General features: G+C 63.8%; 22 protein-coding genes. 8 read left to right on the top strand and 14 right to left on the bottom strand.

The annotated features are described in order from the left end of the window. Window positions 1-35: 35 nt before the first annotated feature. The 6 genes from LIW09_RS06320 to LIW09_RS06295 all read right to left on the bottom strand — a co-directional run bounded on the left by LIW09_RS06320 (window position 36) and on the right by LIW09_RS06295 (window position 4703). Window positions 36-782: a flagellar basal body rod protein FlgF gene (locus LIW09_RS06320; protein WP_256647096.1), complete on the bottom strand. Its 747-nt coding sequence runs from the start codon at window positions 780-782 to the stop codon at window positions 36-38. A gap of 45 nt (window positions 783-827) precedes the next feature. Continuing rightward, on the bottom strand, window positions 828-2045 hold the full coding sequence (gene flgE / locus LIW09_RS06315) for a flagellar hook protein FlgE (protein WP_256647095.1): 1218 nt from the start codon (window positions 2043-2045) through the stop codon (window positions 828-830). A gap of 33 nt (window positions 2046-2078) precedes the next feature. Further along, a complete protein-coding gene (locus LIW09_RS06310) occupies window positions 2079-2753 on the bottom strand; it encodes a flagellar hook assembly protein FlgD (protein WP_256647094.1) in 675 nt (224 codons plus the stop codon). Window positions 2754-2755: 2 nt separating this feature from the next. Further along, complete coding sequence (flgC, locus tag LIW09_RS06305; RefSeq protein ID WP_256647093.1) at window positions 2756-3163, bottom strand: flagellar basal body rod protein FlgC; 408 nt, start codon at window positions 3161-3163, stop codon at window positions 2756-2758. Between the two features lie 10 nt (window positions 3164-3173). Continuing rightward, the gene (gene flgB / locus LIW09_RS06300; protein ID WP_256647161.1) at window positions 3174-3551 is read right to left on the bottom strand and encodes a flagellar basal body rod protein FlgB; all 378 of its coding nucleotides are present in this window, start codon (window positions 3549-3551) and stop codon (window positions 3174-3176) included. Between the two features lie 216 nt (window positions 3552-3767). Then, window positions 3768-4703 (bottom strand): chemotaxis protein, encoded by a 936-nt coding sequence (locus LIW09_RS06295; RefSeq protein ID WP_256647092.1) that lies wholly within the window; start codon window positions 4701-4703, stop codon window positions 3768-3770. Window positions 4704-4807: 104 nt separating this feature from the next. On the opposite strand from LIW09_RS06295, the gene LIW09_RS06290 reads away from it, so the two are divergent. From LIW09_RS06290 to LIW09_RS06275, 4 genes are all read left to right on the top strand, one after another. Continuing rightward, window positions 4808-5320 carry a flagella basal body P-ring formation protein FlgA gene (locus tag LIW09_RS06290; protein WP_256647091.1) on the top strand — a complete coding sequence of 171 codons (513 nt, stop codon included), beginning with the start codon at window positions 4808-4810 and terminating at the stop codon, window positions 5318-5320. 79 nt (window positions 5321-5399) lie between these two features. Beyond that, entirely contained in the window at window positions 5400-5708 is a 309-nt protein-coding gene (gene flgM / locus LIW09_RS06285; RefSeq protein ID WP_256647090.1) for a flagellar biosynthesis anti-sigma factor FlgM, read from the top strand. Beyond that, window positions 5705-6043, top strand: a complete 339-nt coding sequence (locus LIW09_RS06280) for a flagellar protein FlgN (protein WP_256647089.1) — start codon at window positions 5705-5707, stop codon at window positions 6041-6043. The genes flgM and LIW09_RS06280 overlap by 4 nt, the downstream gene beginning before the upstream one ends. Next, on the top strand, window positions 6040-7266 hold the full coding sequence (locus tag LIW09_RS06275) for an ATP-binding protein (RefSeq protein WP_256647088.1): 1227 nt from the start codon (window positions 6040-6042) through the stop codon (window positions 7264-7266). The genes LIW09_RS06280 and LIW09_RS06275 overlap by 4 nt, the downstream gene beginning before the upstream one ends. On the opposite strand, the gene LIW09_RS06270 is transcribed toward LIW09_RS06275, so the two are convergent. Next, a complete protein-coding gene (locus LIW09_RS06270) occupies window positions 7263-9029 on the bottom strand; it encodes an EAL domain-containing protein (RefSeq protein ID WP_256647087.1) in 1767 nt (588 codons plus the stop codon). The genes LIW09_RS06275 and LIW09_RS06270 overlap by 4 nt on opposite strands. A gap of 191 nt (window positions 9030-9220) precedes the next feature. Between LIW09_RS06270 and LIW09_RS06265 the strand changes: the two genes are divergently transcribed. The 3 genes from LIW09_RS06265 (at window position 9221) to LIW09_RS06255 (ending at window position 14773) form a co-directional block, all read left to right on the top strand. Beyond that, window positions 9221-11137 (top strand): FTR1 family protein, encoded by a 1917-nt coding sequence (locus tag LIW09_RS06265; RefSeq protein ID WP_256647086.1) that lies wholly within the window; start codon window positions 9221-9223, stop codon window positions 11135-11137. A gap of 25 nt (window positions 11138-11162) precedes the next feature. Then, a complete protein-coding gene (locus tag LIW09_RS06260; protein WP_256647085.1) occupies window positions 11163-12833 on the top strand; it encodes an isovaleryl-CoA dehydrogenase in 1671 nt (556 codons plus the stop codon). A gap of 789 nt (window positions 12834-13622) precedes the next feature. Then, a protein-coding gene (locus LIW09_RS06255; protein ID WP_425507929.1) for an IS3 family transposase occupies window positions 13623-14773 on the top strand; the annotation gives its coding sequence in 2 pieces (ribosomal slippage) (window positions 13623-13869 and window positions 13869-14773; 1152 coding nt in all). 572 nt (window positions 14774-15345) lie between these two features. Here LIW09_RS06255 and LIW09_RS06250 read toward each other — a convergent pair. From LIW09_RS06250 to LIW09_RS06230, 5 genes are all read right to left on the bottom strand, one after another. Then, the gene (locus tag LIW09_RS06250; RefSeq protein WP_256647084.1) at window positions 15346-16647 is read right to left on the bottom strand and encodes a TniQ family protein; all 1302 of its coding nucleotides are present in this window, start codon (window positions 16645-16647) and stop codon (window positions 15346-15348) included. Beyond that, the gene (locus LIW09_RS06245; protein ID WP_256647083.1) at window positions 16644-17630 is read right to left on the bottom strand and encodes an AAA family ATPase; all 987 of its coding nucleotides are present in this window, start codon (window positions 17628-17630) and stop codon (window positions 16644-16646) included. The genes LIW09_RS06250 and LIW09_RS06245 overlap by 4 nt, the downstream gene beginning before the upstream one ends. A 5-nt stretch (window positions 17631-17635) precedes the next feature. Further along, the gene (locus LIW09_RS06240) at window positions 17636-19513 is read right to left on the bottom strand and encodes a hypothetical protein (protein ID WP_256647082.1); all 1878 of its coding nucleotides are present in this window, start codon (window positions 19511-19513) and stop codon (window positions 17636-17638) included. Then, window positions 19500-20150, bottom strand: coding sequence for a hypothetical protein (locus LIW09_RS06235; protein WP_256647081.1), 651 nt, complete (start codon window positions 20148-20150; stop codon window positions 19500-19502). The genes LIW09_RS06240 and LIW09_RS06235 overlap by 14 nt, the downstream gene beginning before the upstream one ends. A 625-nt stretch (window positions 20151-20775) precedes the next feature. Further along, entirely contained in the window at window positions 20776-21012 is a 237-nt protein-coding gene (locus LIW09_RS06230) for a hypothetical protein (protein ID WP_256647080.1), read from the bottom strand. Between the two features lie 738 nt (window positions 21013-21750). On the opposite strand from LIW09_RS06230, the gene LIW09_RS06225 reads away from it, so the two are divergent. After that, complete coding sequence (locus tag LIW09_RS06225; protein ID WP_256647079.1) at window positions 21751-22101, top strand: MbcA/ParS/Xre antitoxin family protein; 351 nt, start codon at window positions 21751-21753, stop codon at window positions 22099-22101. A 195-nt stretch (window positions 22102-22296) separates the two neighbouring features. Here LIW09_RS06225 and LIW09_RS06220 read toward each other — a convergent pair whose 3' ends face one another. Together LIW09_RS06220 and LIW09_RS06215 are read right to left on the bottom strand one after the other, a co-directional pair. Then, window positions 22297-23481 (bottom strand): glutathionylspermidine synthase family protein, encoded by a 1185-nt coding sequence (locus LIW09_RS06220; protein ID WP_256647078.1) that lies wholly within the window; start codon window positions 23479-23481, stop codon window positions 22297-22299. After that, window positions 23481-24047, bottom strand: coding sequence for a DUF1190 domain-containing protein (locus LIW09_RS06215; RefSeq protein ID WP_256647077.1), 567 nt, complete (start codon window positions 24045-24047; stop codon window positions 23481-23483). The genes LIW09_RS06220 and LIW09_RS06215 overlap by 1 nt, the downstream gene beginning before the upstream one ends. Between the last annotated feature and the right edge of the window lie 214 nt (window positions 24048-24261).

Below are 24261 nucleotides of genomic sequence, written 5' to 3'. Positions count from 1 at the left end.
CCTCTCGGGGTATCAATCGGGCAAATACGGGTGGATCAACTCAGCGACACGATGGAGCTGGTGGCGCGGGCGTTCTCATCGGCTTTCTGCAAGAGCTGTACCTGCATTTCAAACTGGCGCGACAGTTCGATCATCGACACCAGCGCATCGGCCGTGTTCACGTTGCTTTCCTCCAGCGTGCCGGCGCTCATCGACGCGCCAGTCGCAGGCGGCGGCTGGACGCCCGGGCGCGGGCGCATCAGTCCGTCGTCGCCGCGTTCCAACTCCGTGGTCCTGGCGGCCACCACCTGCAGGGTTCCCGCTTCGGTGATGGTGGAGGCGGGCTGCCCCTGCGGAACGATGGAGATCGTGCCGTCACTGCCGATGCCGATGCTTTGGTAGGCGGGGATGGACAACGGCGCGCCGTCGTTGCCCAACACGGCCTGGCCGCGCGAGGTCATCAACATGCCGTTGGCATTGATGCTGAGGTCGCCAGCGCGGGTATAGGCGGTGCCGCCGCTGGAATCCTGCACGGCCAGCCAGCGCTCCGGCTTCAGCGCGACATCCAGCGGATTGCCGGTCTGGTTGATGGCGCCGGCGCGCGCGTCCACGCCCAGCGTGCGTTCGCTGGTTGCCACCCGGGAAGCAAACCCGGCGCCCTGCACCGGTGCGGCAACCGTGGCATCCAGCGCGGCCTGGAAACCGGTGCTGTCGGCATTGGCCAGATTGTTCGCCACGGTGGCCTGGCCGCGCAGCATGGCACTGGCGCCGGTCATGGCAATGTAAATGGCACGGTCTGTCATCGTTGCCTCCCTCCGCCCCCGCATGCGCAGGGGCGGACTGCCTCATCAGCGGATGTTGATCACGGTCTGCGCGATCTGATCCTGGGTCTGGATCATTTGCGCATTGGCCTGGAAGTTGCGCTGCGCCGTGATCATGTTGACCAACTGCTCAGTGAGGTTGACGTTGGATGCCTCCAGCGCGCCGCCCTGGACCAGGCCGAAGTTGGACGACCCTGCCTGCCCGTGCAGCGGCTGGCCGGAGCGATAGGTCTCGCCCCAGGAATTGCTGCCCAGCGACTGCAGGCCCTGCGGGTTGGCGAAATTGGTCAGCGCCACCTGCCCCAGCTGCTGCACCGCGCCGTTGGTGTAGCGCGCCGACACGGCGCCCTCGGGCGAGATGTCGATGCCGGTGATGCGCCCGGTGGCGTGGCCATCCTGGGTCTGCGTCTGGATGCCGAAAGAGGTGCCGTACTGGGTGGACTTGCCCAGATCCAGGGTGATGCTCAACGCCGCCGAACCGTTGGTCGGGGTGTAGGCGGGCAGGGCAATTTGCGCAGGGGACGGGGAGGTCAGGGTGCCGGCGCTGTCGTACTGCAGGGTTTGCGCCGGGCCAACGGCAGCGCCGTCGACATAGGTGTTCAACTCCCATTCGTTCGGGTTGGCGGTCTTGACGTAATACATCGACTGCGTATGCGGCGCACCCAGCGAGTCGTAAATCGTCAGCGAGGTGGTCTGGTTGTAGGTGGTGGGGTCGTTCGGATCGAACGGGGTCACCGTGGGCGGAGTCGCCGCTGCCGGCAGGTTGGTTTCCAGCGTGACCTTGGTGGTCGCTGCCGGCGGCGAATCGCCGTTGGGCAGGCGCAGATCACCCAGGCGGCCGGTATCGAAGCCGCCGGCGACATTGGGTTCGTACACCTGCAGGCGCTGGCCCGCCGGGTTGACCACATAGCCATCCGAATCGGTGCCGAAGTTGCCGGCGCGCGAATACACGGTCGCCCCCTTGTCGGACAGGGTGAAGAAGCCCTCGCCGGAAATCGCCAGGTCCAGCGCGCGGCCGGTGAAGTCCACGTTGCCCTGGCTAAACTGCTGGGCCACTGCAGCCAGCCGCACGCCGGCACCAATCGCCTGCTGCGACAGGCCATAGGCGGAAACGGCGAACACGTCGGCGAACTCGGCGCGGGACCCCTTGAAACCACTGGTGTTCACGTTGGCGATGTTGTGCGCGGTAACGTCGAGATCGGAACTGGCGGCATTCATGCCGCTGACGGAGATGCGAAAGCTCATGGTGCGCTCCTGGAGTAGGGAAGTCGGCTGCGATCAGCCAATGCGACGGATGGAAGACAAGGGATAGCCGCCGAGACCGGCGAGGTTGAGGACCAATCCTTGGGATTCGATGGAAACGCTGTCGATATGCGCCGCCAGGCGCACCGACAGGGCTTCGGTGTCCGTACCGGTGCCGCTGCTGGCGCGGAAGCTGTATTGACCCGCGGGCACGGCGTCACCGTTTTCATCGGTGCCGTCCCAGTGGAATGCCACCGGGCCGTCACTGGCGGCATCCACGCTGACGCGGCTCACCACTTTCCCGCTGGCATCGACCACCTCCAGCTGGATCGGGCCGCCGCGATTGGCGACGATTTCGCCGCTGGCCCCGGCACCTGCGGCCAACTGCACGCTGTCAACCTCCACCAGCGCGTCGTGGCCCACCAGCGCCGCCGCGCGCAGCGACTGGTCGTTTTCCATCACGCTGGCCATCGAATTCATCGCCTGCTGCATGTTCTCGATGCCTTGCACGGTGGAGAACTGCGCCAACTGGCCAAGGAACTCCGCGCCCTTCATCGGGTTGAGCGGGTCCTGGTTTTTCAGTTGCTGGGTCATCAGTTGCAGGAAGTCGGCCTGCCCCATCGCCCCGGTGGACTGTTTGGTCGCCCCCGGGAGCGAGTACTGCGCATACGCGCTGTCGGAACTGGAAGAAGCGGGATTGACGGTACTCATGTTCAGCGGCCCATGTTGAGAGTGGCAACGGCCAAATCCTTGGCGCTTTTGAAGACATCCACGTTGGCCTGATAGCTGCGCGAAGCGGAGATCATGTCCACCATCTGCGCCACCGGATCCACGTCGGGCGCATACACATAACCTTGTGCATCCGCCAACGGATGGCCGGGCTCGTAGCGTTTCACCGGTGCGGCAGTGCTGTCGCGCACTTCGGTGACCTGGACCCCGGCCAGTGCCGGATTCCCCGCAATCGGGTCGGCCGAAAACACCGGCTGCTTGGCGCGATACGCGCCCTCGGCGGTACCTGCAACGGTGTTGGCATTGGCCAGGTTGCTGGCGATGGTGCTCAGGCGCACCGATTGCGCCTGCATCGCGGATCCGGCCACATCAAAAATCGGGAGGTTGCTCACGGCGTACTCCTCATTCACCAGTAATGGCGGTGAGCATGGTTCTCACCTTGGATTCGATGAATGTCATCGAGGCCCGGTACTCCAGCGCCGCCTGGGAAAACGTGGCCTGCTCGCGCGCGCTGTCCACCGTATTGCCGTCCAGGCTGGGCTGCGAGCTTGGCCGGGCATGGCGCGCACCGGCTGCAGCAGCCTGGTAGGGATCGCTGCCGCCGGCCCCTGTCGCCGGCGACAACGCGGCCTGCAGGGCGGAATTGAAGTCCAGGTCCTGGGCTTGGAAGCCGGGGGTGTCGGCGTTGGCCAAATTGGTGGAAAGCACCTGCAGTCGCTGCTCTCGCAAGATCAGCGCGGCGCCGTGGATGCCAAGGAAATCGCTCATACGCCCCTCCAACGGGGTTGCTCGCATGAGAGAAAGCAAATGGTGTGCCAAAGACGCAAGCGCTGCGTTGCAGGCCTGGCGAACGCGCGCGGTCAGATCAGGGCGTGGGCAACGTGCAGCCTCGCGCAAGGCGCTTGGTGGCCCTCAAGCATCGGCATGCCCGGGCGGGCATGCACTGCCGCATGCATCGGGACGCCGCTTGGATATATCTCGTAAATTCCATCAAGATCATTGCCTTGCAGAACTTTTCTTTGCCACGACATCAAGTCTTGCGGTGATCCTGTCGGCCAATTCCTGCTGCGAGTATTTCGGAACGAAGTCATCCGCCCCAACGCGCTCCACCATCGCCTGGTTGAACACCCCCGACAGCGATGTATGCAACAGCACGTACAGATCATTGAGCATCAGGTCGCGACGGATTTCCGACGTCAGCGTGTAGCCGTCCATCGCGGGCATCTCGATATCGGAGATGACCATCGCATAGCGATCCGCTGGCCGCTGCCCGCCCGCCGCCAGCTGTTTGAGATGGTCCAGCGCCTGACGCCCGTCGGACAACTGCGTGCATGTCAGACCCAACTGGTCCAGAACCTGCCGGATCTGGTTGCGGGCCACGCGCGAGTCGTCCACCACCAGTACCTCGCGCCCGCCGGCGCCGATCACCGGGGCAATCGTCGCGGCGCTGGCGGGCGGCGGCAAGGCTTCTGCCAGCACGCTTTCCACGTCCACCAGCTGGATCAGCTCATCGTGGTAGCGGGTCACGCCAGTCAGGTAGTGCGGGTCGCCACCCAGCTCGGGCGGCGGCTGCACATCTTCCACCGCGATGTTGACGATGCGATCCACCGCCGAGACCAAAAACCCCTGCACGGAGCGGTTGAACTCGGTCACGACCAGATAATTGGCGGGCCCGTCGGTGGGCTGGCCGATGGCGCTGGCCAAGTCCAGAACCGGCACGGTTCGCCCACGAATGTCGGCAGCCCCTAGGAAGCCACCGGGAAGTTGCGGCATGGTGAACAGCTGCGGACGCGGCAGCACTTCCTGCACTTTGAACACGTTCACGCCAAAAAGCTGACGCCCGCCCAGCCGAAATAGCAGCAGGGCCAGCCGGTTGTGGCCGGCCAGGCGGATACGTTGATCAATGCGGTCTAGTAATTGGTTACGGGCCATGCGGGTATTGTCGGCCTGGGAGGCGCCAGCTTGAGCCCGGCATGCTTATTGCTTTGTAGAGCCTGATCAGCAACCCGAATCCTGCTGGCTACGAAGAGCGTGCGATGCAATTTTCATGGAACATCCTGTCCGGCCTGTTGCTTGCGAGCGCCTGCGGTTGCGCAGCGGCGCAAGCGCAGCAGGACCTGCAGCCGATTCGCGCAGCCGCGCTGGCCGCGCTGCAGGCGGATGCCACGGCCCAGGCCATGATTGCGCCCGGGTTGCGGCTGACCGCCTGCAGCCAACCGCTGGTGGCGGTTCCAAGTACCCCCGCCGTTGCCGAAGTGCAGTGCCCGGATACACCGGGTTGGCGGCTGTATGTCCCGGTGCGCAAGCCGGGCACCCGCATCGTTCGCGCCCTGCCGGACCATTCAGATTCCGTCGCGGATGCCGTCACCGTGAAACGAGGCGACCCGGTGGTGCTGCGCGTCAGCATCGGCGGGACCGAGGTCCGGATGGGCGGCAAGGCGCTTGGCCAGGCAAGCGCCGGCGGCATCGTGAACGTGGAAAATGACAGCTCGCATCGGATCATCCGGGGCCGGCTGGCCGCCGACGGGACGGTGGAGATACTCAATTGAACCCGGCAAGCGCTTGCCCTAAAGTTCGCTTCCGGCCGGCCGTTACTGCAATCGACCCAACCCGATCTGGAGTACCGACATGACCACGAAAATCGAAGGCGGCCTGCCGGCGAAGCCCGTGGAGACTCCTGTCGTCACCGAGTCCACCAGCGCCCGCGCCGGATCCACCCGCGAATCCGTTGCCGCCACGCCGCCCGTGGACAGCCTGCGCCTGACCGGCGAGGCCGTGGGCCTGAAGGCGATGGCAAAGGAACTGGGCACGCCTGCGAAGCTGGACATGGCGCGCATCAAAGAGCTGCGCAATTCCATCGACTCGGGCAATTATGAAATCGACCCGCAGGAAGTGGCCAAGCGGCTGTTGGCACTGGAACGCGAATTGCTGAAATGACCACGACCGTGGCTCCACTCGACGCACTCGAACTGGCCCTGCAGGCCGAACGGCGTGCGCTGCTGGAACACGATGTCGATGCGCTGCTGCAGTCCACCCAAGCCAAGCTGGATGCGCTGGCCGCCGCCGAACGCACCGCCGGGCCCGACGACATGGCGCGTGTCGGCGAACTGCACGAACTCAATCGCGCCAATGCCGTCCTGCTGGCACGCCGTCGCCGCGAGGTTGCGTGGACCTTGCGCCATCTGGGCAGGGTGGAGGCAAGCAGCACCTATAACGGTTCCGGATACGCCACTGGCGCACGCGTCAATTCCCGCTGGCTGGGCTGTGGATGAACGAGCGCGACACGGCGTCAAGTCCGCTGTGGAGCGATGACGCGACCTGGGCTGCCAGTGCCATCGAATTCCCCATTCTTTTCCTCGATGGCAACCATCGCCTGCATGTCGCCAACCCGGCGGCACGCGCGCTGGCGGACAAGCTCCAGCCCGGCAGCGGGCCGGAGTCGCTGCTGCAACTGGTCTCCGAGCAGGACTGGGCCGCTGCAGCCCGCAAGGGCACGTGGCGGGCGATTGCACGCCCAACGCCGTCGTCGCCGTTGGCGCTGGAAATCCACTTCGGACATGCGCCCGATGCCCTCCGCTGCATCATGGTGCTGGTGGATATCAGCGATCGCGGCGAACGCCAACGCCAGTTCGAGCAGTTGCAGCGCACGGTGGACCGCCTGGCCAGTACGCAGGAACAATTGCTGCAATCGGAAAAAATGGCCTCCATCGGCCAGCTTGCCGCTGGCGTGGCGCACGAGATCAACAACCCGATCGGCTATGTCGGCTCCAACCTCGGCACATTGCAGGACTACTCCAGCGCGCTGCTGACGTTGTTGGACAAGTACCAGGAAGCATTGCTCTCCGATGATCCTTCCGCACACCGCGAGGCGGTGCAGCAGGCGCGTCAGGTGCTGGACGTGGACTACATCATCGGCGACCTGCCCAATCTCCTGAACGAATCGCGTGAAGGCATCGAGCGCGTCACCAAGATCGTGCAGGACCTCAAGGATTTCTCGCGGGTCGGCCGCGACCAGCAGATGCAACCGGCCGATCTGCTGCAGGGGCTGGATTCCACGCTCAACATCGTCTGGAACGACCTGAAATACAAAGTCCGGCTGGAAAAACACTACACCAGCCTGCCGCAGGTAGACTGCCTGGCATCGGAAATCAACCAGGTGTTCCTGAACCTGCTGCTCAATGCCGGACAGGCCATCGAACAGCGCGGCACCATCGTGCTCGCCAGCGGCTGCGACGAGCGCGAGGTCTGGATCAGCATTGCCGACAGCGGCTGCGGCATCCCCCCCGAAGCCATGCAATACCTGTTCGACCCGTTCTACACCACCAAGCCCATTGGCCGCGGCACCGGTTTGGGACTTGCCATTTCGTATGGCATCGTGAGCAAGCACCACGGGCGCATCGACGTGACCAGCCGCGTGGGGCAGGGCACCACGTTCCGCGTCGTGCTGCCGATCAAACAGCCGGTTCCGGACAATGCACCGGAAGTGTCCGGCTAGGCGTCGTCCACCGCCTGCTCGGCGCCGCTGCGGCGCTGCTCGGCCAATCGAAAAGCCGCGCGAATGTGTCCACGCAGCTCCGCATCGTTCCAGGGCTTGATCAGGAAACGATAGGCCGCCCCTTGGTTGATGGCATCGCTGATCGTGGCCACGTCGGTGTAGCCTGACAGCGCCAGTCGCACGGTGTCAGGGTACATATCGCGAACCCGCCCCAGAAACTCGGTGCCGCTCATGTCCGGCATGCGCTGGTCGGACACGATCACCTGGACATCGTTGCGTGCTAGCAGGTCGAACGCCTCGCTGACGCTGCTTGCGGTCAGCAGCCGATAGCCGTCGCGCCGCAGCAGGCGCACCAATGCGCGCAGCACATTGTCTTCGTCATCCAGCAGCAGCAGGGTGCGCGCGGGCTGCTGGATCGCGCTTTCCTGGAACACGTGCGGGAGCAGGAAGCGGCGGCGCAGCAGTTCGTCGATGTCGGTGCCGGGCAGCGGTGGACTGAACAGATAGCCCTGGAAGAAATCACACTGGTTGCGCCGCAGGAACCCGAGTTCGGCATCGGTTTCCACGCCTTTGCCCACCACGGTCATTCCCAGCCGGTGGCCCATGGCGATGATGCCGCGCACCAGTGCGGCACGGCGCGGGTTGCTGGTGATGTTGCGCAGGAAGCTGCGGTCGATCTTCAAACGATCCAGCGGGTGCAGCGCCAGGGCGCCCAGACTGAGCCCGCGCATGCCGAAATCCGCCAAGGTCAGCGTTGCTCCCATTGCGCGCAGGCCAACGAGGTTGTCGGCCACGTGTGGCCCATCCATCGCCAGGACGCTTTCGGATATCTCGAACTCGATGGCGCTCCCTGCCACATCGTGCCGATGCAGCAGTTCACCCACCATGTCCAGACACTCCCTGCGGTTGAGCAGCGAGCTTTCCAATGGCACGGACGCGGACAGGTAATCAATGCCCATGTCGCGCCAGCGGTGGACCTGGCGGATGGCGGTTTCGATGGTCCACAGTCCCACCGCACCGGCCAGTCCAGCACGTTCCACCGCAGGCAGGATGCGATTGGCGCGCAGCACGCCCTCTTGCGTGTTGTGCCAGCGCAGCAGCGAGCTGCAGGCCACGATGCTGCCGTCCTGCGCGCTGACCACGGGCTGGTAGTAGAGCCTGAATTCGCTTTGCGCAATGGCATCCACGAATCGATGCCCGGGATTTTCGCGGGCGGGATCGGTTTGCGTGTCTGCTGCCGGCTCTGCTCCATACACGACCTGCCCGCCGGGGCCGCTGCGCTTGGCACGGCGCATCGCTTGTTCTGCCGCCACCAACAGGCCCGCAGCATCCAGCGCGTGGTCCGGATAGATCGCGATACCGAGGGACAAGGTGACGTCAAGAACGAACGGGGGCACCTGGACCGGCGTATCGAACGCATCGCGCAGGCATTCGGCCAGCGCCTCGCCGTCGGGCTCGCCGTCCCTGTAGGCCACCGCAGCAATGAATTCCTCGCTGCCCAACCGCCACAGCCAGCCGCCTGCCGGCGTGGCCATCAGCAGGCGCCGGGCCACGACCACCAGCGCCTGTTCGACGGTGCTTTCGCCCAAGGTGGCGTTGATGGCGCCGATGCCATCGACATCGATATGCAACAGGGCCAGCCGGCGTTGCCCGCCGCCCACCGCGGCAATCACCGAATTGAGGGTGGGCCCGCTGGCGCCCAGCCGGTGGATCTCGGCCTGCGCCTCGGGACGAGGCGTGTACGTGTCGTTGGCTGGCGCCATGGCTGGATTCTTGTTGCCGCGCGGGTCGGGACAAGCTTACACCGCAGGCCGGGCGCACTTTTCCCGCGAAGCCGTGGCATGGGTACAGGCTTTGGATAATAACGATTCCCATTTACATCAAAAACAACTACACTTCGATGACCAGTTGCGAGCAGGCAGGCACCATGTTCCCGGGAGGTTGGCGATGGCTGATGGTATTGGCCCTGTTGCTGGTGGGGCAGGGGCCAGTGGTGGCTGCGTCACCGCCGCAGGATGAGGTTCGCCAGGCGTGGCAGCTGCTCGACTATATCGCCGCCGACTATTCCGGAGCCGTTCGCGACGGCAAGGTGTTGAACGCGAGCGAATATGCGGAAATGCGGGAATTTGCCGCAACCGCACGCGAACACATCCACACGCTGCCCGACACCTCCCGCCATGCCGCGCTGCTGGCGGCTGCCGACGCGCTGGTCCAGCGGATTGCCACGCGGGCGCCCGCGCCGGACGTTGCCAATGCGGCGCATGCACTGGCCAACGACCTGCTGGCGACATATGGGGTGCCCGCCGTCCTTGCAAAGGTGCCGGACCTGCAACGCGGCGCGCAGCTCTACACGGAGCAATGCGCCGCCTGCCACGGCCGCAGCGGGAACGGGGATGGCGCCGCTGCTGCGTCGATGGATCCGCCGCCGGTGGCGTTTTCCAACGCGGAGCGCGCGGCACGACGCAGCCCGTTGGCCTTGTACGAAGCGATCACCCACGGCGTGCCGAGGACTGCGATGCCGGCCTTTGCGCGTTTGTCCGACGCGGATCGCTGGGCGCTTGCATTCCACGTCGGCAGCCTTGCCTATGGGCAGGGTGATCGCGCATCAGGCGAGGAGATATGGCGCAACACGCCCAGGTTGCATGACGCATTGCCGTCGCTGGAGGCGCTGTCGCGCAGCAGCCAGGTGCAGCTGGAGCAATGGCTGGATGCCAAGCAGGCACGCGCAATCACGGCCTACCTGCGCGCCCATCCGCAGGCGATCAGCGCCGATGCAGGCAAGGGTGGCTCGCTGGCATATGCCAAGGCGCGCCTGCAGGCGAGCCTCCAGGCCTACCGTGAAGGCGACCATGGGCGTGCCGGGAGCCTGGCCTTGTCGGCCTATCTGGATGGCGTGGAACCGGTTGAACCGATGCTGGCCGCGCGCGACCCGGCGCTGCTGCACGCGATCGAGGCCGCGATGGCAAGCGTGCGTGCGGGCATCGGCGAGGGCGCGGCGCTTGCACAGGTCACCGCCGCCGCCGACCGTGCCGACGCGTTGTTCGATCAGGCCGATGTGCTTTTGCAAGACTCACGCAGCGACGCCGCCGCGGATTTTCTGGGCAGCTTCACCATCCTGGTTCGTGAAGGGCTGGAGGCGCTGTTGATCGTGATCGGCATGATCGCGTTCCTGCGCCGCGCCGAACGCCGTGATGCATTGCCATGGGTGCATGCTGGTTGGTCGGGCGCGTTGCTGGCTGGCGCGGCGACATGGGTCGCCGCCACCTGGCTGGTCAGCATCAGTGGCGCCCACCGCGAGTTGACCGAAGGCCTGTCGTCCCTGTTCGCCGCACTGGTGCTGCTCAGTGTCGGCATCTGGATGCACCGGAAAAGCATGGCGGGCCGCTGGCAGCAGTATCTGCATGCCAAGGTCTCGGCTGCGGCCGGGCGCCGCTCGATGTGGTTCCTGTTCCTGTTCGCGTTCGTGGCTGTCTATCGCGAAGTCTTCGAAACCATTCTGTTCTATGCGGCCATGTGGAACCCGGACTCGGCCAGCGCAATTCTGGCTGGATTGCTGGCGGGCGCAGCCGTGCTCGCGCTGGTGGCCTTCGCACTGCTGCGGCTGGGGATGCAGTTGCCCATCGGCAAGTTTTTCGCCGCCAGTTCGCTGCTGATCGCGCTGCTGGCAGTCGTGCTGGCCGGCAAGGGCGTCACCGCGCTGCAGGAAGCCGGCTGGATCGGCCTGGGCCTGGTGCGGGCGCCACATATCGATTGGCTGGGCATCTCCCCCACGTGGCAATCGCTGCTGGCGCAACTGGTGGTACTGCTGGTTGCGGTGTACGGTTACCTCGCAAATGCACGCGGTACGCGGGCGCATGACGCGCCCGCCTGACAGGCGATAGCGCGAGATCCTGACCATGAACGGGCAACCGACTTCGGACGATTCCAGGCACGGCGCCCCGGGCGAATCATTCGCCACCCATGCGCCGCACAATCTCCCGCAGCCGTTGGGCGCCTATGACGCGTTCTCCACCGATAGTGCCTTGCGCGAGTCGCTGCACCGCCATGGTGCCGGCTGGGCTGACTCCGACGTGGCCGCGTATGGGCGGGTTGCCGGCGGCGAATTGATGGAACTGGGCGCACTGGCCAACCAGCATCGGCCGCAGCTGCGGCTGTTCGATGTGCAGGGCCGGCGGTTGGATCAGGTCGAATTCCATCCGGCCTACCATCGCATCATGGGGCTGGCGTTCGCCCACGGCGTGCCCAACTTCGCCTGGCGCAACGAAACCAAGCCCGGCGCCCACGTTGCCCGAGCCGCGCTTGTGTATCTGCACGCGCAGGCCGAGCAGGGCAGCGAATGCCCGCTGACCATGACCTATGCCAGCGTTCCGGCGCTGCGCCAGCAGCCGCAGGTTGCCGACGAATGGCTGCCGCGCGTGCTGTCAGCCGAGTACGACCCCCGCTTCCTGCCGGCTGCGCACAAGGCCGCCGCCACCATCGGCATGGGCATGACCGAGAAGCAGGGCGGCTCCGACGTGCGCAGCAATACCACCCGCGCGACGGCGGTATCGGGGCGCGGGCCGGGCGCATGGTACGAATTGGTGGGCCACAAATGGTTCGTATCCGCGCCGATGAGCGATGCGTTCCTGGTGCTGGCGCAATCTGCGGGTGGCCTGTCCTGCTTCCTGCTGCCGCGATTCGCGCCGGACGGAACGGTCAACGCCATCCGCATCCAGCAGTTGAAAGACAAACTGGGCGACTGGAGCAACGCCAGCGCGGAGGTCGAACTGCAAGGCGCGCTTGCCATGATGGTGGGCGGGGAAGGGCGCGGCGTGGCCACCATTCTGGAAATGGTGGCGCTGACCCGGCTGGATTGCATGTTGGGTTCTGCCGCGCTGATGCGCCAATCACTGGTGCAGGCACTGCATTACACCCCGCAACGCATGGCCTTCGGCAAGCGACTTGGCACCCAGCCGTTGATGCAAAACGTGCTGGCCGACCTGGCGCTGGAATCCGAGGCTGCGCTGGCACTGGCGCTGCGCGTGGCACGCGCGGTGGACGCGGCGCCACGCGACCCGCGGGAAGCGGCATTCGCGCGCTTGGCCACGGCCATCGGTAAGTACTGGGTCTGCAAGCGATGCACGCCATTCGTCAACGAAGCGCAGGAGACCTTTGGCGGGATCGGTTATATCGAAGGCACGATGATGCCCAGGCTGTATCGCCAAGCACCGCTGAACTCGATCTGGGAAGGCAGCGGCAACATCCAGTGCCTGGACGTGCTACGCACGCTGGCCCGCGAGCCATTAGCTCGCGAAGTCCTGTTCGACGAGCTGGAGCTCGCACGCGGCGGGCACCCGGACTTCGACCACGCCTGCGATCGCTTGCGGCGCGAACTTGGCAGCGCTGAACCCATGGAACTGCGGGCGCGGGCACTCACCGAGCAAATGGCGCTTGCCCTGCAGGCAGCGCAGCTGATTCAAGCCGGCCAGGCGGAAGTGACCGAAGCGTTCTGCCAGAGCCGTCTTGGCAGGGAACATGGGCTGGCATTTGGCACGCTGCCAGCGCAGATGCCAATGGCAAGTGATTGACGCGGAGCATTCGCCCTGAAGCTAACTGGCTGATATCAAAAGAGAAGCGCGAACTAGCTGGGCGTTTCGTCGGAGATTTTCTTGCCAACAACACGCCCGGAACTCACAGAACTACCAGTAACCGCCCATAATTTCCTCGAACTGCCGACGATCTGCCCGCTATTTCTTCTGTCGTACTTTGCGAGCTCGGCGCGCCAGTCGGTTCCGGGTCCGCAGCTGCGTTGCCGACGGCTTGGATCCAGTCTTGTGCTTTGGCGCGGGTGAAATGGACGTCGGGATATCGACTGTACGCCTGGAAGGGGGTGGACGTGTTGGCGTCCAGCATACCCTGACCGAACGAACCACCTCGTTCCCGATTACGATCTCTGCGGTGGGCAAGACCCAGCGTTGTCGCGCAGGCGCCTTCCCGCCGGTCATCATAGACCTGAGTACATTCTCCAAACCTTGGGAATACGCCCGGGCAAGGATGGCTTCCAGCGCTCTAGTCACGTGGCGTCGCCCCGAGACCCCATCCAACGCATGGGATCGGGCAGCCTGAAGGGATCGGCTACATCCATCGTCGCGCACATCCAGACCTGAGATCACCCTGTCCAGCAACTCGCCGCAGAAACTGGCTGCCGTTGGGTCGACTGCAGAGAGGTTGAGCCAAGTGTTCTGGTCGCTGGACAACCCATGCGGAGCGATCAGGTATTCGGGGCGGTTGACGAGGTTCTGTTGGAGGGTCTGTGGACCGACCAGCTTTTCATAGACATCCGGACGCCATAATTGATGGCAATGACCGAGGTGTTTATGGGCAACAGCAAGCAGTACACGAATGAGTTCCGGGCGGAAGCGGTGAAGCAGGTGCTGGAGCGCGGCTTTACGGTGGTGGACGTCGCCTCCCGGATCGGGATCCCCAAGCACACGCTGTATGGCTGGGTGCAGGTGGCCAGGAAGACGGTACCGGTGTCCGGCGCGACAGCGGCGCCAAGCGACTCGGCCGAGATCCGCCGGCTGAAGGCCGAGCTGCGGCGCGTGACCGAGGAGCGCGACATCCTAAAAAAAGCCGCCGCGTACTTTGCCAAGGGGTAAGGGCGAAGTACGCGTTCATGCGCGCGCACATCCGCGAGTTCCGCCTGGTCGCCATGTGCCGGGTGCTGGGCGTGCACCGCAGCGGCTACTACGCTTGGCTGCGCCAGGGAGCCTGTGCCCGCGAGCGCGAGGACCAGCGTTTGCTCGGGCTGATCAGGCACCACTGGCTGGCTAGCGGTGCGGTGTACGGCTATCGCAAGATCGCGCTGGATCTGCGGGAAGCTGGCGAGCGATGCAGCCGGCATCGCGTCTGGCGGCTGATGAAGGCGGAGGGCCTGCGGGCGCAGGTGGGCTACGGCGGCAAGCCGCGCCACCGCGGCGGTCCGGTCGGTGCCGTGGCAAACGTGCTCAACCGGGACTTCTCGCCGCACGCCCCGAACAAGGTCTGGGTCACGGACATCACCTACATCCGCACCTACGAAGGCTGGCTGTTCCTGGCGGCAGTGATGGACCTGTACTCGCGCCAGATCGTCGGATGGGCGACGGCGCCGACGATGACCAGCGACCTGGTGCTGCAGGCGCTGATGGCAGCGGCATGGCGGCGCAAGCCCGGCCCGGGCGTGATGGTCCACTCCGACCAAGGCTGCCAGTTCACCAGCAGCGACTGGCAGTCGTTCCTGAAGGCACACCGGATGGTGCAGAGCATGAGCCGTCGCGGGAACTGCCACGACAACGCCGTGGCCGAGAGCTTCTTCAGCGTCCTGAAGAAGGAGCGGATCAAGCGGCGGATCTACCCGACGCGAGCCACTGCTGCTTCGGACGTGTTCGACTACATCGAGATGTTCTACAACCCGATCCGCCGGCATGGTTCCGCTGGCGGCATGTCACCGGTAGAGTTCGAAAAGCGCTACGCGCAGAGCGGCGAATGAGTGTCTACGGAACTCTGGTCGGTCCACCTTGGATGCGCCCCGTATCCACAAGAGCGCGGTGCAAAACTCGGAAACCCAATGAGTGCGGTGTACATCAGGGCAATTTTTCATCGAGTTCAGAAAGCGAGAGGGCATATTGTTAGCCAGCACCAGCAGCGGCTGCCCATCGGCCAAGACCTTACGACGTCCGGGTGCACAATTCGGCAGCTGCGATCCACCAGTCGCGAGAGCATCAAGGGCATGTTGTGAGCGGTTGTTCCTTCGTCCGGGCGTGTTCTTGGACGAGATACGAAAAGCGGGTGATTGTGGGTCAGAAAAAGGGCGTTTATCGGCTGGCGCCGGGGCGTTTCTTTTGTCTGCCGCACAGAAGGGTGCAAATTCTAACTAACTGAAAACCCTAGGAAGGTAGATCCCATCAAGGTCAAGTATGTGCGCCTCCCGGCGCATAAATCCATGCCGCATGCGCCTCGGCCCCAGAAATCTCTGCCTCAGGAACGGCACCCGGCAGGAAACTATGCAGCACCCTCGCTGATCAGGGGATTGTTCCTACCCGGGCGCCGGCCCCTGGCCGCTTAGAAGGTTCCGCGCTGGCGCGTCCAGCCAATTCGAGCGGACGGCAGCTCGCCCTCCGGGAGGTCCAACAATACCCAAGGCAGGCGCCGAACCGGCCGGTTATGTTGAGCGTCATACAGCGCCGGGACATGGCGCCCGAGGGCTACCCGCAACCCGTCGGCGTAGCCCCGCGTCAAGATCCGGCGTACCAGCGCATCCACCAAGCGAAGCCCGTGGGTGTTGTCCCAGATACGCTGCCTGAGACCGGGCTGGACGAAGGTGCGACGCCCCGCGGAGTTCGCCACGATCGCCGCGAGCAGGCCTGCGCACCTCAGCACGGATCGATCCAGGACCTCTGTGGACAAGTACATCTCGCGGCTGCCCGGGAAGGCGGGCAGTTGGCCGAAAGCCCGCCGCATGTCGCTGGCTGGCCCTACCAACGTGGGCAGGTGCTCGCGAGGCACCATTGCGAGTAGCTGTGCGCCGATGCGCTGAAAAGCGACAAACCACTCTAACGGCAGGGCGGCCAAGCTCGGCTGAGCGCTTTCCAGTCCACTTTTAGGTCCCACTCGACCCGAGGTGAACCGCACGCTGTGATCCAGCCCCACCCGTTCCGACAACAAGGCCCCGGTTTTCGGAGCGCCATTGCCGAACCAGTGCAAGGCGGTCCACGCTCGATCGTCGAACTCTTCGGGGGCGATCAGCCAGGTGCGGCCACGACTCGATGCCGCGCGTCGCAGATAGACTTCGATCGCAGTGTGTTTGTGTCCCCGCACCGATGCCTCGCCCTCGACGCTGGCCACGTAGTGGACCAAATCGTGTCCGCAACGACACCGGCCCACCGGCAGGTCGCGCTGAATATCCACCGCCAAGGGTCTCTCGCACTTGAGACAGGTATCGATCAACGCCACGCCGTGCCACGGGCAGCAAACCACGCCGGGCATCTGGAATAGCAGGCAATGGTAGCAAGAGCGAGCACAGACAGGGCACACCCGCAGCCGCCACGACATCTGCTCGAAGGGCATCGGTCCCCCGAATGGCCACCACTCTTCCGGCCGCCAATAGCTCTTCTCGATGAACTCCGATTCTGGAAAGCTGAAACGCAACGCGGCCTGCTGGGGGATGCCGCGCGTCAGCCGGGCGAAGGCATCATCGCCGGCGCGCAGGCTTAAGTGAAGGAAGCTGCGTAGGTCGCGTCGGTGCAGATGATTGAGTCGGGTGGCGCGCCAGAACACGCCGAAGCTGGAAGTGCCTTCGTAGTTTTCCCAATGTTCCCCTAGTAAGCGCGGGTCAAGCATCGGCAGGACCGTCGCGGTGTTCATCGGCACCCCTGCGGCTGGTAGGTGTGGCGCGACTTCTCCAATTCAACCAGGCCGGCGGCCCTCAGCGCAGCGATGAGCTGCTCGTCATCGAAGGACTCGAAACTCGGTGTGCAGGGTATGGTTGCCGTCAGGAGGTACACGACCGTGGCTTCGAAGCTCTTCATGGGCCAAGTCCACTCAGTTGGCAGTCTCGCTTCGGCGCGCAGGTGGCTGGCGCAATCCCACAAACGCTGCGCGTAATTGGCCAGACGAAAGCCATTGGCGAACGCATCCGGGGCGAAGTGCTGCGTGTAGCTGATACCGGTGCCTGGCGGCCACTCGGTCCCTTCGTCGTAGCGTGTGAGAGCGTAGGCAACCTCATCCACACCGACCAGACCAGTGAATTCGTGCTTGCGCACTAGGAAGCGGCCGGTTACGTGCGGCGGATGATCGTTGCTGGGCAGCACTTCATTGCTGAACCCGGTGATGTCTCGCTGGTGGAAGAGTACTACGAAGAAGTAATAGCCAGCCCGCGTCATGCGGTTGTCGAGCGTGACCAGGTGCTCGTAGTCGGCCGGCAGCAGGCGCTGGGCTTCGTCCAGAAACAGGATGATCAAATGAGTTCTTGAGTTCTGAGCCACTTCGATGAGGCGCCCCATCAGCTGCGTGCAAAGTTCGTCCGGGTTGGCTCGCGAGGGAACACGCACGCCCAGCAGTGTCAGCAGGCTCCGGAAGAAGCTGCTGTCTGTGCGCTTGTGCGTGTCGGGAGCATCCACGCGCAACATCGCTGCCGGGCGCTGTGCGAGCCAGAAGGGATGATCGATGAGGTAAGTGATCGATTCGGTCTTGCCGAAGCGAGCAAAGCCAAACACACCCAAGCCCCGATAGCCCATGTCGATAGCTGCGTTGATCGCATCCGCGACGCGTTCGATCGAGTGGGTGGCGATCAGTGGACGAAACAGCTGCAGTAACGGGTGCAACAGGAAGTCGATAATCGCATTCATGGGCATCAGTCCTTGTGCAGAGCGAAAGAGGCTTTGCCCGCGCGCGGTTGCACGACGGGCGGCGGGTCGGCAGGTCCAGCGTTCCCGTTGGCGTTGGCCGCGACGCCGTGCTGGATCTGCAGACGGGCGAATTGGTCGGCGACCGTACGGGCCTTGAGCGCCTCTTCGTGGGCGAAGGCGTGGTACGCCTTGACCGCGTCGCTGGCACCGGCAATCTCGATCAGACCGCGGTGGCGCGCGTTATTGATTAACTGGCGCAGATGCAAGTCATGGGGACTTTGCTGCCATGGGGGCAATGCTGCCAGCCTTGACCAAGGCGTGTGGTCCGTCGGGTCGAGCAAGACCAAGTGCCGCAGGTCCTCGATGCTCACCTCGGCTGGGAAGGATTCGCCAATTCGACCCCACTGTCCATTTAGCCGCTGGCTGCGATAGATCGCATCCTTGTATTGGACGAAGGGTTGGCGACGTGCAGCTTCATCGCCGCGGATGCGGACGTTGAGACGAATCGTCGCCACACGAAGAGCATCGCGCGCCGCTTCAGTCGCCTGCCAGGTCCAGCCAGAAGCTAGGTGCGTGTGCAGAACCGTCTTTGGCAAGCGATTGTGCAGGCCGCTGTGCGGGGTTACGTTGTGACCGGATGCGATCACGTCCATCAAGTCCAACATGCCTTCCCAATGCAGCGGATGATCTTCCGAACGCAGGTACGAGGTGGGGACCTTCTTTTCGTTGGCTCGCGATTGCGGGTGGAAGCCGCCAGCGATACCTCGCAGCGCGCCTTGCTCCAAGCGGCGGAAGAAGGCTTCAATGATCGGCCGGCCCTCAGGAACGTGTGCGCGACCGAAGTTGAACACCCCCCGGAAGTGATCCACCAGATTGTCGACGGGCAACTTCGCCAGGTGCGACATCGCGTTGTCACCTGCTGATACGATCGGACGGCCACAGCAGTCGTGCTCGTCGAAAGGCAAGCCCAGCACTGCCCCTTCGGCGTAGTGCATGTTCGGGACGATGAGCTCTCTTGGCGACCATGGTTTGAGCGCGTTACTAAACAGCCGCAAGACATGGAACTGGTTGTATTCGCCTAGTACCAGCAGGTGAGAGAGCAGGTAGCGACTGGCGGCACACACCAGTGCGAGCAAAGTGACCTTGGTGATGCGTCGCTGCACAAGCTGGCCGTCGGGATGCGGAATGTCGAGCACCCAGTCGACGTCCTGCTTGTGCGCATCGAACTCGCACCGGTCCAAGGGTGCGAGGGTGAACAGCTGATTGAAACGCTTGGTCGTCGGCGGCGTCGCGTCAACTTCAGCGCCGCCGGCCTCGCGACGCTGCTTGCGCACGCGCTTGTGATAGTTGTGCAGCGCGCGGCGTCCTTCGTCGGGTTCACACAGTGGATACGTGCCCTTGTCCAACAGCGTGCGGGCCTTCGCCTTGAAGCTGCCGAAGTGCCGATCGAAGGCGCGCGTCTTCGCCTTGCCGGATGGCAACGGCCCGTTGTAGGCCAACACGAGATCCTTCAAGTCCGAATAGGCGTCGAGCAGGCGCGAGAACGAGTAGGCCACGCCCTTGGTCGGCGGCGCCACCGGAACCGCCTCGTCGGACAGCGGCTTGGACAAACGATGCCGGAACGGAATACAAGCTCGAAAGCCCAACGGTTTCTTGTCGGTATGCAGCTGCGGCGCTTTTTCCGCATCGTTCGCGACGGTGCGCGGATCGACGCCATAGCGGGCCGCGGCCGCCCGGAATGACATGCCGCCGGCCACCGCCTGCAATGCATTGCAACGTGACAAGTAGGACGCCTGATATTCCTCTTTGATACCGTCCACCGGAGGCCGCGGCCACGTGCGTAAGTCAACACCGACGATCGCGGTAAGATCATGCTTGGCCATGGGCGCTTCTCCGTTCGAGCACGCTAAAGCGCGTCAGATGCGCCGAATCGACCAGTGCCAGTTGGCCGGTGCACACAAGGTCAACGGTGATCGCGCGCACATCCGCGGCATGGAAGCCCCGCAGCGCGCTCTCAATCTGGTCGAAGCTCGCCCGCGTGAGCGTGTCGAATTGCGCCATCACCTGAGTGCGCAAGGCCTCGCGGTTGGGCAAGGTCAGGGCGGTTTGCGCGTACGGCAGGAGGCGATACCAGGTCCCCAGCGAAGCGGCGTCCTTCTGGAGGTCTTCCTCGTAGCAGAACTCCAACGACAGCTGCGCGAGCTGCGCCGCTTCCATCAGCGCGCGCGCACGCCGGTACTCACGCCGGGGAGAGCGCGGGCTCAAGGTGTCGTCGATCGCCACGACCAACCAGAAGCGCTCGCGGCCCCGCGGCTCGCGGGTCCAGAAGTCCAGTTCCACCGGATCGCCCTGCACATCCAGGGTGCGCGGTCGTTCGACGTAGGCCAAGGTGAGCGGATTGAACTCGAAGCGTAGTGCTACGGCCATGCGCACGCACTCGATGAGCTCCACGCGACGACCCAGCTTCGGGGAGTTGAACGCATACAAGTCGCCGCGGCGGCGTTCCGACTTGGTCAGCACGCGCGGCTCAAAGGGCAGCGGGTTACTCGGCATGAGCCACCCCCTGTGGCACCGACACGGGACATACCGTGTACGCGGCGACTTTGTGATTGCATTCCAGTGAGCGCGCGACCGCGATAGGGGTGATGCCATCTACCTCAACGTGACGTGCTTCTTTGAGCGAAAGGAAGCCATGAACGTCGCAGCCTTCGAACTCGCGTCGTTCGAATTGGCATTCCACGATCGGCCGTGGTCCAGGCCTGTGCAGCGAAGTGGTGATGTCAGTGGGTAGCGGCAACACCAAGGGCGCGAGAGTCGCCCTTGAAAGGTAGGAAACGAGGGACATGATGGCTCCTGAATCTCCAAACACACCTGCTGGTGTGCAACGCCGTGAGGCAAGGCAAGACAGGGAGCGTATTCAAGGGAAGAATTACCTTGAAAAAGGACGCACCTGCCCAGCCATCCACCTCGGACGGCTTGACTTCATGGGAGAAATGCGGGAGCCTACTTACGCATCAAGTGCTCCACCGCCGCTCGCTCCGACGAGAGGCAAATGCCCCCGCGCCAACGGGGGCATTTTCATTTCCGTAGTTCGGAGTGCTTATCTCAGCTGGTCATGCAATGACTCTCCGTGAAGAGGGCGCGGTTATCCTTCGACGCTGGACTGCTGGGAGGTCATCCAGGCTGCGATATCTACCGTATTCGCGAATAGGCCGCGTCGATGCGGCAGCGCGAACATCTTGATCGGCAGTTGGCCGCGAGAGCGTGCTTTGGCTAGTGCCGCGGTGCTCCGGTAACCCAGCACCTGAGCGGTCTGAGCTGCAGACAATACCGCACCAAAGGCGCGGAGGTACTGCGTTTCCAACGCGTCTTGCTGCGCCACGATACCGCTCCCAAGTCAAGCCTGGTCCTCGACTCTACCCCTCACGCCTACGTCCTGCAAGTCATTGATTTAAAAGAATATATTGGGTTAGTTTAAAACCAATTTAAAACTTCGAATGTATTTGCCGGCTCAGGTTATAGTGGGCCTAACCGGTATCCAAATAATTGACCTTAGGTCAATTATTTGGCCGCGCGAGGGCCTGCCCATCAGTGAGCATCTGTGGCAAGGGTGGCCACTGACCGTGCCACAAACCAGTCCGTGAGCGATTAGCCCAAGTTATCGGGTGTAAACAGTGTGGGGCGCCACGGCGTCATGATGTTGCCGCGCTCGAACGCGCAGTGGCGATCAGGTAAGACGTACACCTATGCGCCGGGACCGGTGGAGCTACCGCTACTTCCCTCGGTTTGTATTACAAAATGTATTACAAAGATGTCCAGCTGGGAGCTGTGGCGACACGTGAGGGGCGTACTTTAGGCACCGTCAGAGGCTGCAGGCCAGCTGCTATGCGGGGGGTGTCACCGGCGCGTTGGGGCTTGCCTCCCAGAGCCGAAGAGGTACCGCTGATTCCCTCGGCTTTGTATTACAAATTGTATTACAAGGTTACGGTTCTTAGGCCTTGATGATCGGCTATCCTCCGGCTTCGATAATCATCGAAGCCAGGAGCGACAACGTCTATGCCGATCTCGATTCGGGCATAGGTTCGCTGGCACCGCCGGACAGACGTCGGAACTCAAGGCAATGACTGACTACATCATTCTTTCCCTGCTGCTGGCGGTTGCGTTGGGGGGCGGGCTGTACTTGAAACGCGAGGCAATCCACGAGCGCGACCGCTTACGCGCCTCACGCGCGGCCGACGAAGCTACCCGGCTTCAGGCGGTGGCCGAAGCGGCGGCGTCCGGCCAGGTGGTGGCTACACGCGCAGTCGCTGTCTTCGAGGATGCGAACGCGGCTTGGCGATGGTTGGCTGCTTCCAGTCCGGTGTTAGGCGCCCGTCCGCTGGACTTGCTGGGCACCACGGCGGGCGTCGCGGCGGTTCTGGACGAACTGCATAGGATCGAGGCAGGTGACCTCGCACGAGCGCCTTCGTAGTTTTCGTCTTGCTTGTTTCGGTGGTGTCGAACTACTTGCGCCATATGTCAATGACAGCCCTCGCATGGCAGGCTAACGCCTAAGGTGTCCGCTAGGTGATCAGGCCCATCCGATTAGCTTGAGGACGTGAGGCGGGATGTTTGCCGGGGATAGGTAGGGTGCACTCTTGGCCCACCCGGAGCGGAGCGGCAGGGCTTAAGCTTCGATGGTGATGAGCCCGACAGCCTCGTCAACGATCGCATGGGGCACGAACCGCGCCGAGTCACGCGTAATCGGGCTGGAGTCTTCGCGAATGCCGATGCCACTAGCCGCGTCTCCTATCACCCAACTGCCGATCAAGGGATAGCGTCCCGAAAAAGACGGCAGCAAATGCAACTGCTGCCGAATAGCCATACCGGTGTATGGCCCGGCTTCGTGCAGGAACCGCCCATTGGCCAAGTGCATCTCCACGTTCGCGCCCTCGCGTGAGAACAGCGGTTTGCGCACCCATCCCGGCCTGAGCGGGGCGCCATCGTCGAAGTAGGCCTCAAGCAGGTTGGGGTGGCCGCGATGGCGTTCCCACAACAACGGCAGCACGCCCTTGTTGCTCAACACCAGCTTCCACGCAGGCTCCAGTAACTGGAGGTTTGACCGTAGCAGCTCAAGGCCAAACGGATCCGAAAACAGGTCTTCCAGCGGATAGAGCTTGAACAGCGAGCCGATGGCGATATCGTCGAGGTCCGTAAATCGTCCGTCCGAAGCAACGCCAATGTCTTCGAGTGCTATCGCGCCGGCAGACAGCCCACCTTGGGTGGCGCAGTCACGCAGGTAAGCCACCGTGCCCTGATCCTCCGCGCTGAGACCCACCGCGGCAAAGTAAAGCGGTGGATTCAGTCGCATCGCGAGTTCGGCGAAACGTCCCACAAGAGCTTCGTGCAGGCTGTTGAACTGATCCGCCTGCGGGGGCAGGGCGCCACGCTTGCGCTGGTTCTCCAGCCACTCCCACTGGAAGAGCGCGGCCTCGTAGAGCGAGGTAGGGGTGTCATAGTTGAGTTCGTACAGCTTCGCGGGCCCATGACCGTCGTAGGCGAAATCCATGCGTCCGTACAGGTGCGGATCCCGGCGGCGCCAGCTCTGCGCAACGTAGTCACGGAACGCGTCCGGTATGGCCAAGTGCTCCATCAGGGCGTCGCTGGCCACTACTTCGTCCACCAGCGCGAGTGCCATCTGGTGCAACTCGATCGTGGGTGATTCGAGGTGCTGTTCGATCTGCTCTAAGGTAAACGCGTAATACGCGCTTTCGTCCCAATAGGGCGCCCCGTCGATGGTGTGGAACTGGAAGCCGCAGGCCTCCGCGCGTCGTCGCCAGTCCGGCCGCGGGGCGATAGGAACGCGGCGCATCAGCCGCCGAAGCTGCCGGAGCGACGAGCAGCGGTGGTGCCAAAGCCACCACGGCGCACCGTCATGGCACGGTCGGGCCGGGCATCGACCCGGGTAAGCGCAGCCGCCCCGGCACCGCCCGTCGATGGACCTGGCTTCAGCCAGTCGTTGTGCGCGGTGCGAAACGCGGGTTCGCCTTTGATCGTTCCCGGCGGCGGTGCGGAGCCAGCGGTCTGTGCCAAGCCTGCGCTGCGTCCGTTGAGCATCTGCGAGAGAAAGAAGCCGGTCATGAGCGGGCCGATGAACGACTGGCCGCCCGTCGTCTGCTGCGTGCCGCACTGTCCGTGCCCGAACTGGTTTTCGCATTCGAGCACGGACGAGAACTGAGGGGCCGCTCTTGCAGCCTGCTGTTGGGCCTGGGTGAAGGCCTGGTTGCACATGTAGGGGTTCTGGGTCTTGTCGATGCACGCCTCGACCGAGGTGAATAAGCCTTCCGCGGTCTGAAGCTGCGGCTCCTGCGAGCAGGCAGTCAGAAGCAGGGGCGCGGCACCCATTAGCACAAGCGCCGTATGGCGGGAGCGTTTCATGGGGGGAACTGGGCGGCGTGTCATGGGGTCAAGGATAATCGATGCGGGAAGGGTGCGCGCGAACACGCAGAGGGGTACACCGTGCTTCCGAGCTGGCGCTGGCGATCGATGCACAACACTCATAGGTGGGGTGGCACGATGGGCTTCCTCTAGCCGACGCACCCTTGAAGAAACCGTCGCGTGCGACCAAAACTAGGTGATCCCCGTCAAATTC

The organism is Thermomonas paludicola, from assembly GCF_024498955.1.
GTDB classification, from domain to species: domain Bacteria; phylum Pseudomonadota; class Gammaproteobacteria; order Xanthomonadales; family Xanthomonadaceae; genus Thermomonas; species Thermomonas paludicola.
This window is presented reverse-complemented; position numbering and strand designations above follow the sequence as displayed.

Coding starts and splice junctions, on each gene's coding strand:
- LIW09_RS06220 (WP_256647078.1), bottom strand. CDS start 23,481: ATGCGCCGCGTTCCTATCGCCCCGCGGCCGGACTGGCGACGACGCGCG.
- LIW09_RS06270 (WP_256647087.1), bottom strand. CDS start 9,029: ATGGCGCCAGCCAACGACACGTACACGCCTCGTCCCGAGGCGCAGGCC.
- LIW09_RS06290 (WP_256647091.1), top strand. CDS start 4,808: ATGCAATTTTCATGGAACATCCTGTCCGGCCTGTTGCTTGCGAGCGCC.
- flgE (WP_256647095.1), bottom strand. CDS start 2,045: ATGAGCTTTCGCATCTCCGTCAGCGGCATGAATGCCGCCAGTTCCGAT.
- LIW09_RS06295 (WP_256647092.1), bottom strand. CDS start 4,703: ATGGCCCGTAACCAATTACTAGACCGCATTGATCAACGTATCCGCCTG.
- LIW09_RS06250 (WP_256647084.1), bottom strand. CDS start 16,647: ATGAACACCGCGACGGTCCTGCCGATGCTTGACCCGCGCTTACTAGGG.
- LIW09_RS06215 (WP_256647077.1), bottom strand. CDS start 24,047: ATGAAACGCTCCCGCCATACGGCGCTTGTGCTAATGGGTGCCGCGCCC.
- LIW09_RS06245 (WP_256647083.1), bottom strand. CDS start 17,630: ATGAATGCGATTATCGACTTCCTGTTGCACCCGTTACTGCAGCTGTTT.
- LIW09_RS06310 (WP_256647094.1), bottom strand. CDS start 2,753: ATGAGTACCGTCAATCCCGCTTCTTCCAGTTCCGACAGCGCGTATGCG.
- LIW09_RS06275 (WP_256647088.1), top strand. CDS start 6,040: ATGAACGAGCGCGACACGGCGTCAAGTCCGCTGTGGAGCGATGACGCG.
- LIW09_RS06280 (WP_256647089.1), top strand. CDS start 5,705: ATGACCACGACCGTGGCTCCACTCGACGCACTCGAACTGGCCCTGCAG.
- LIW09_RS06260 (WP_256647085.1), top strand. CDS start 11,163: ATGAACGGGCAACCGACTTCGGACGATTCCAGGCACGGCGCCCCGGGC.
- LIW09_RS06240 (WP_256647082.1), bottom strand. CDS start 19,513: ATGGCCAAGCATGATCTTACCGCGATCGTCGGTGTTGACTTACGCACG.
- flgM (WP_256647090.1), top strand. CDS start 5,400: ATGACCACGAAAATCGAAGGCGGCCTGCCGGCGAAGCCCGTGGAGACT.
- LIW09_RS06225 (WP_256647079.1), top strand. CDS start 21,751: ATGACTGACTACATCATTCTTTCCCTGCTGCTGGCGGTTGCGTTGGGG.
- LIW09_RS06265 (WP_256647086.1), top strand. CDS start 9,221: ATGGTATTGGCCCTGTTGCTGGTGGGGCAGGGGCCAGTGGTGGCTGCG.
- LIW09_RS06320 (WP_256647096.1), bottom strand. CDS start 782: ATGACAGACCGTGCCATTTACATTGCCATGACCGGCGCCAGTGCCATG.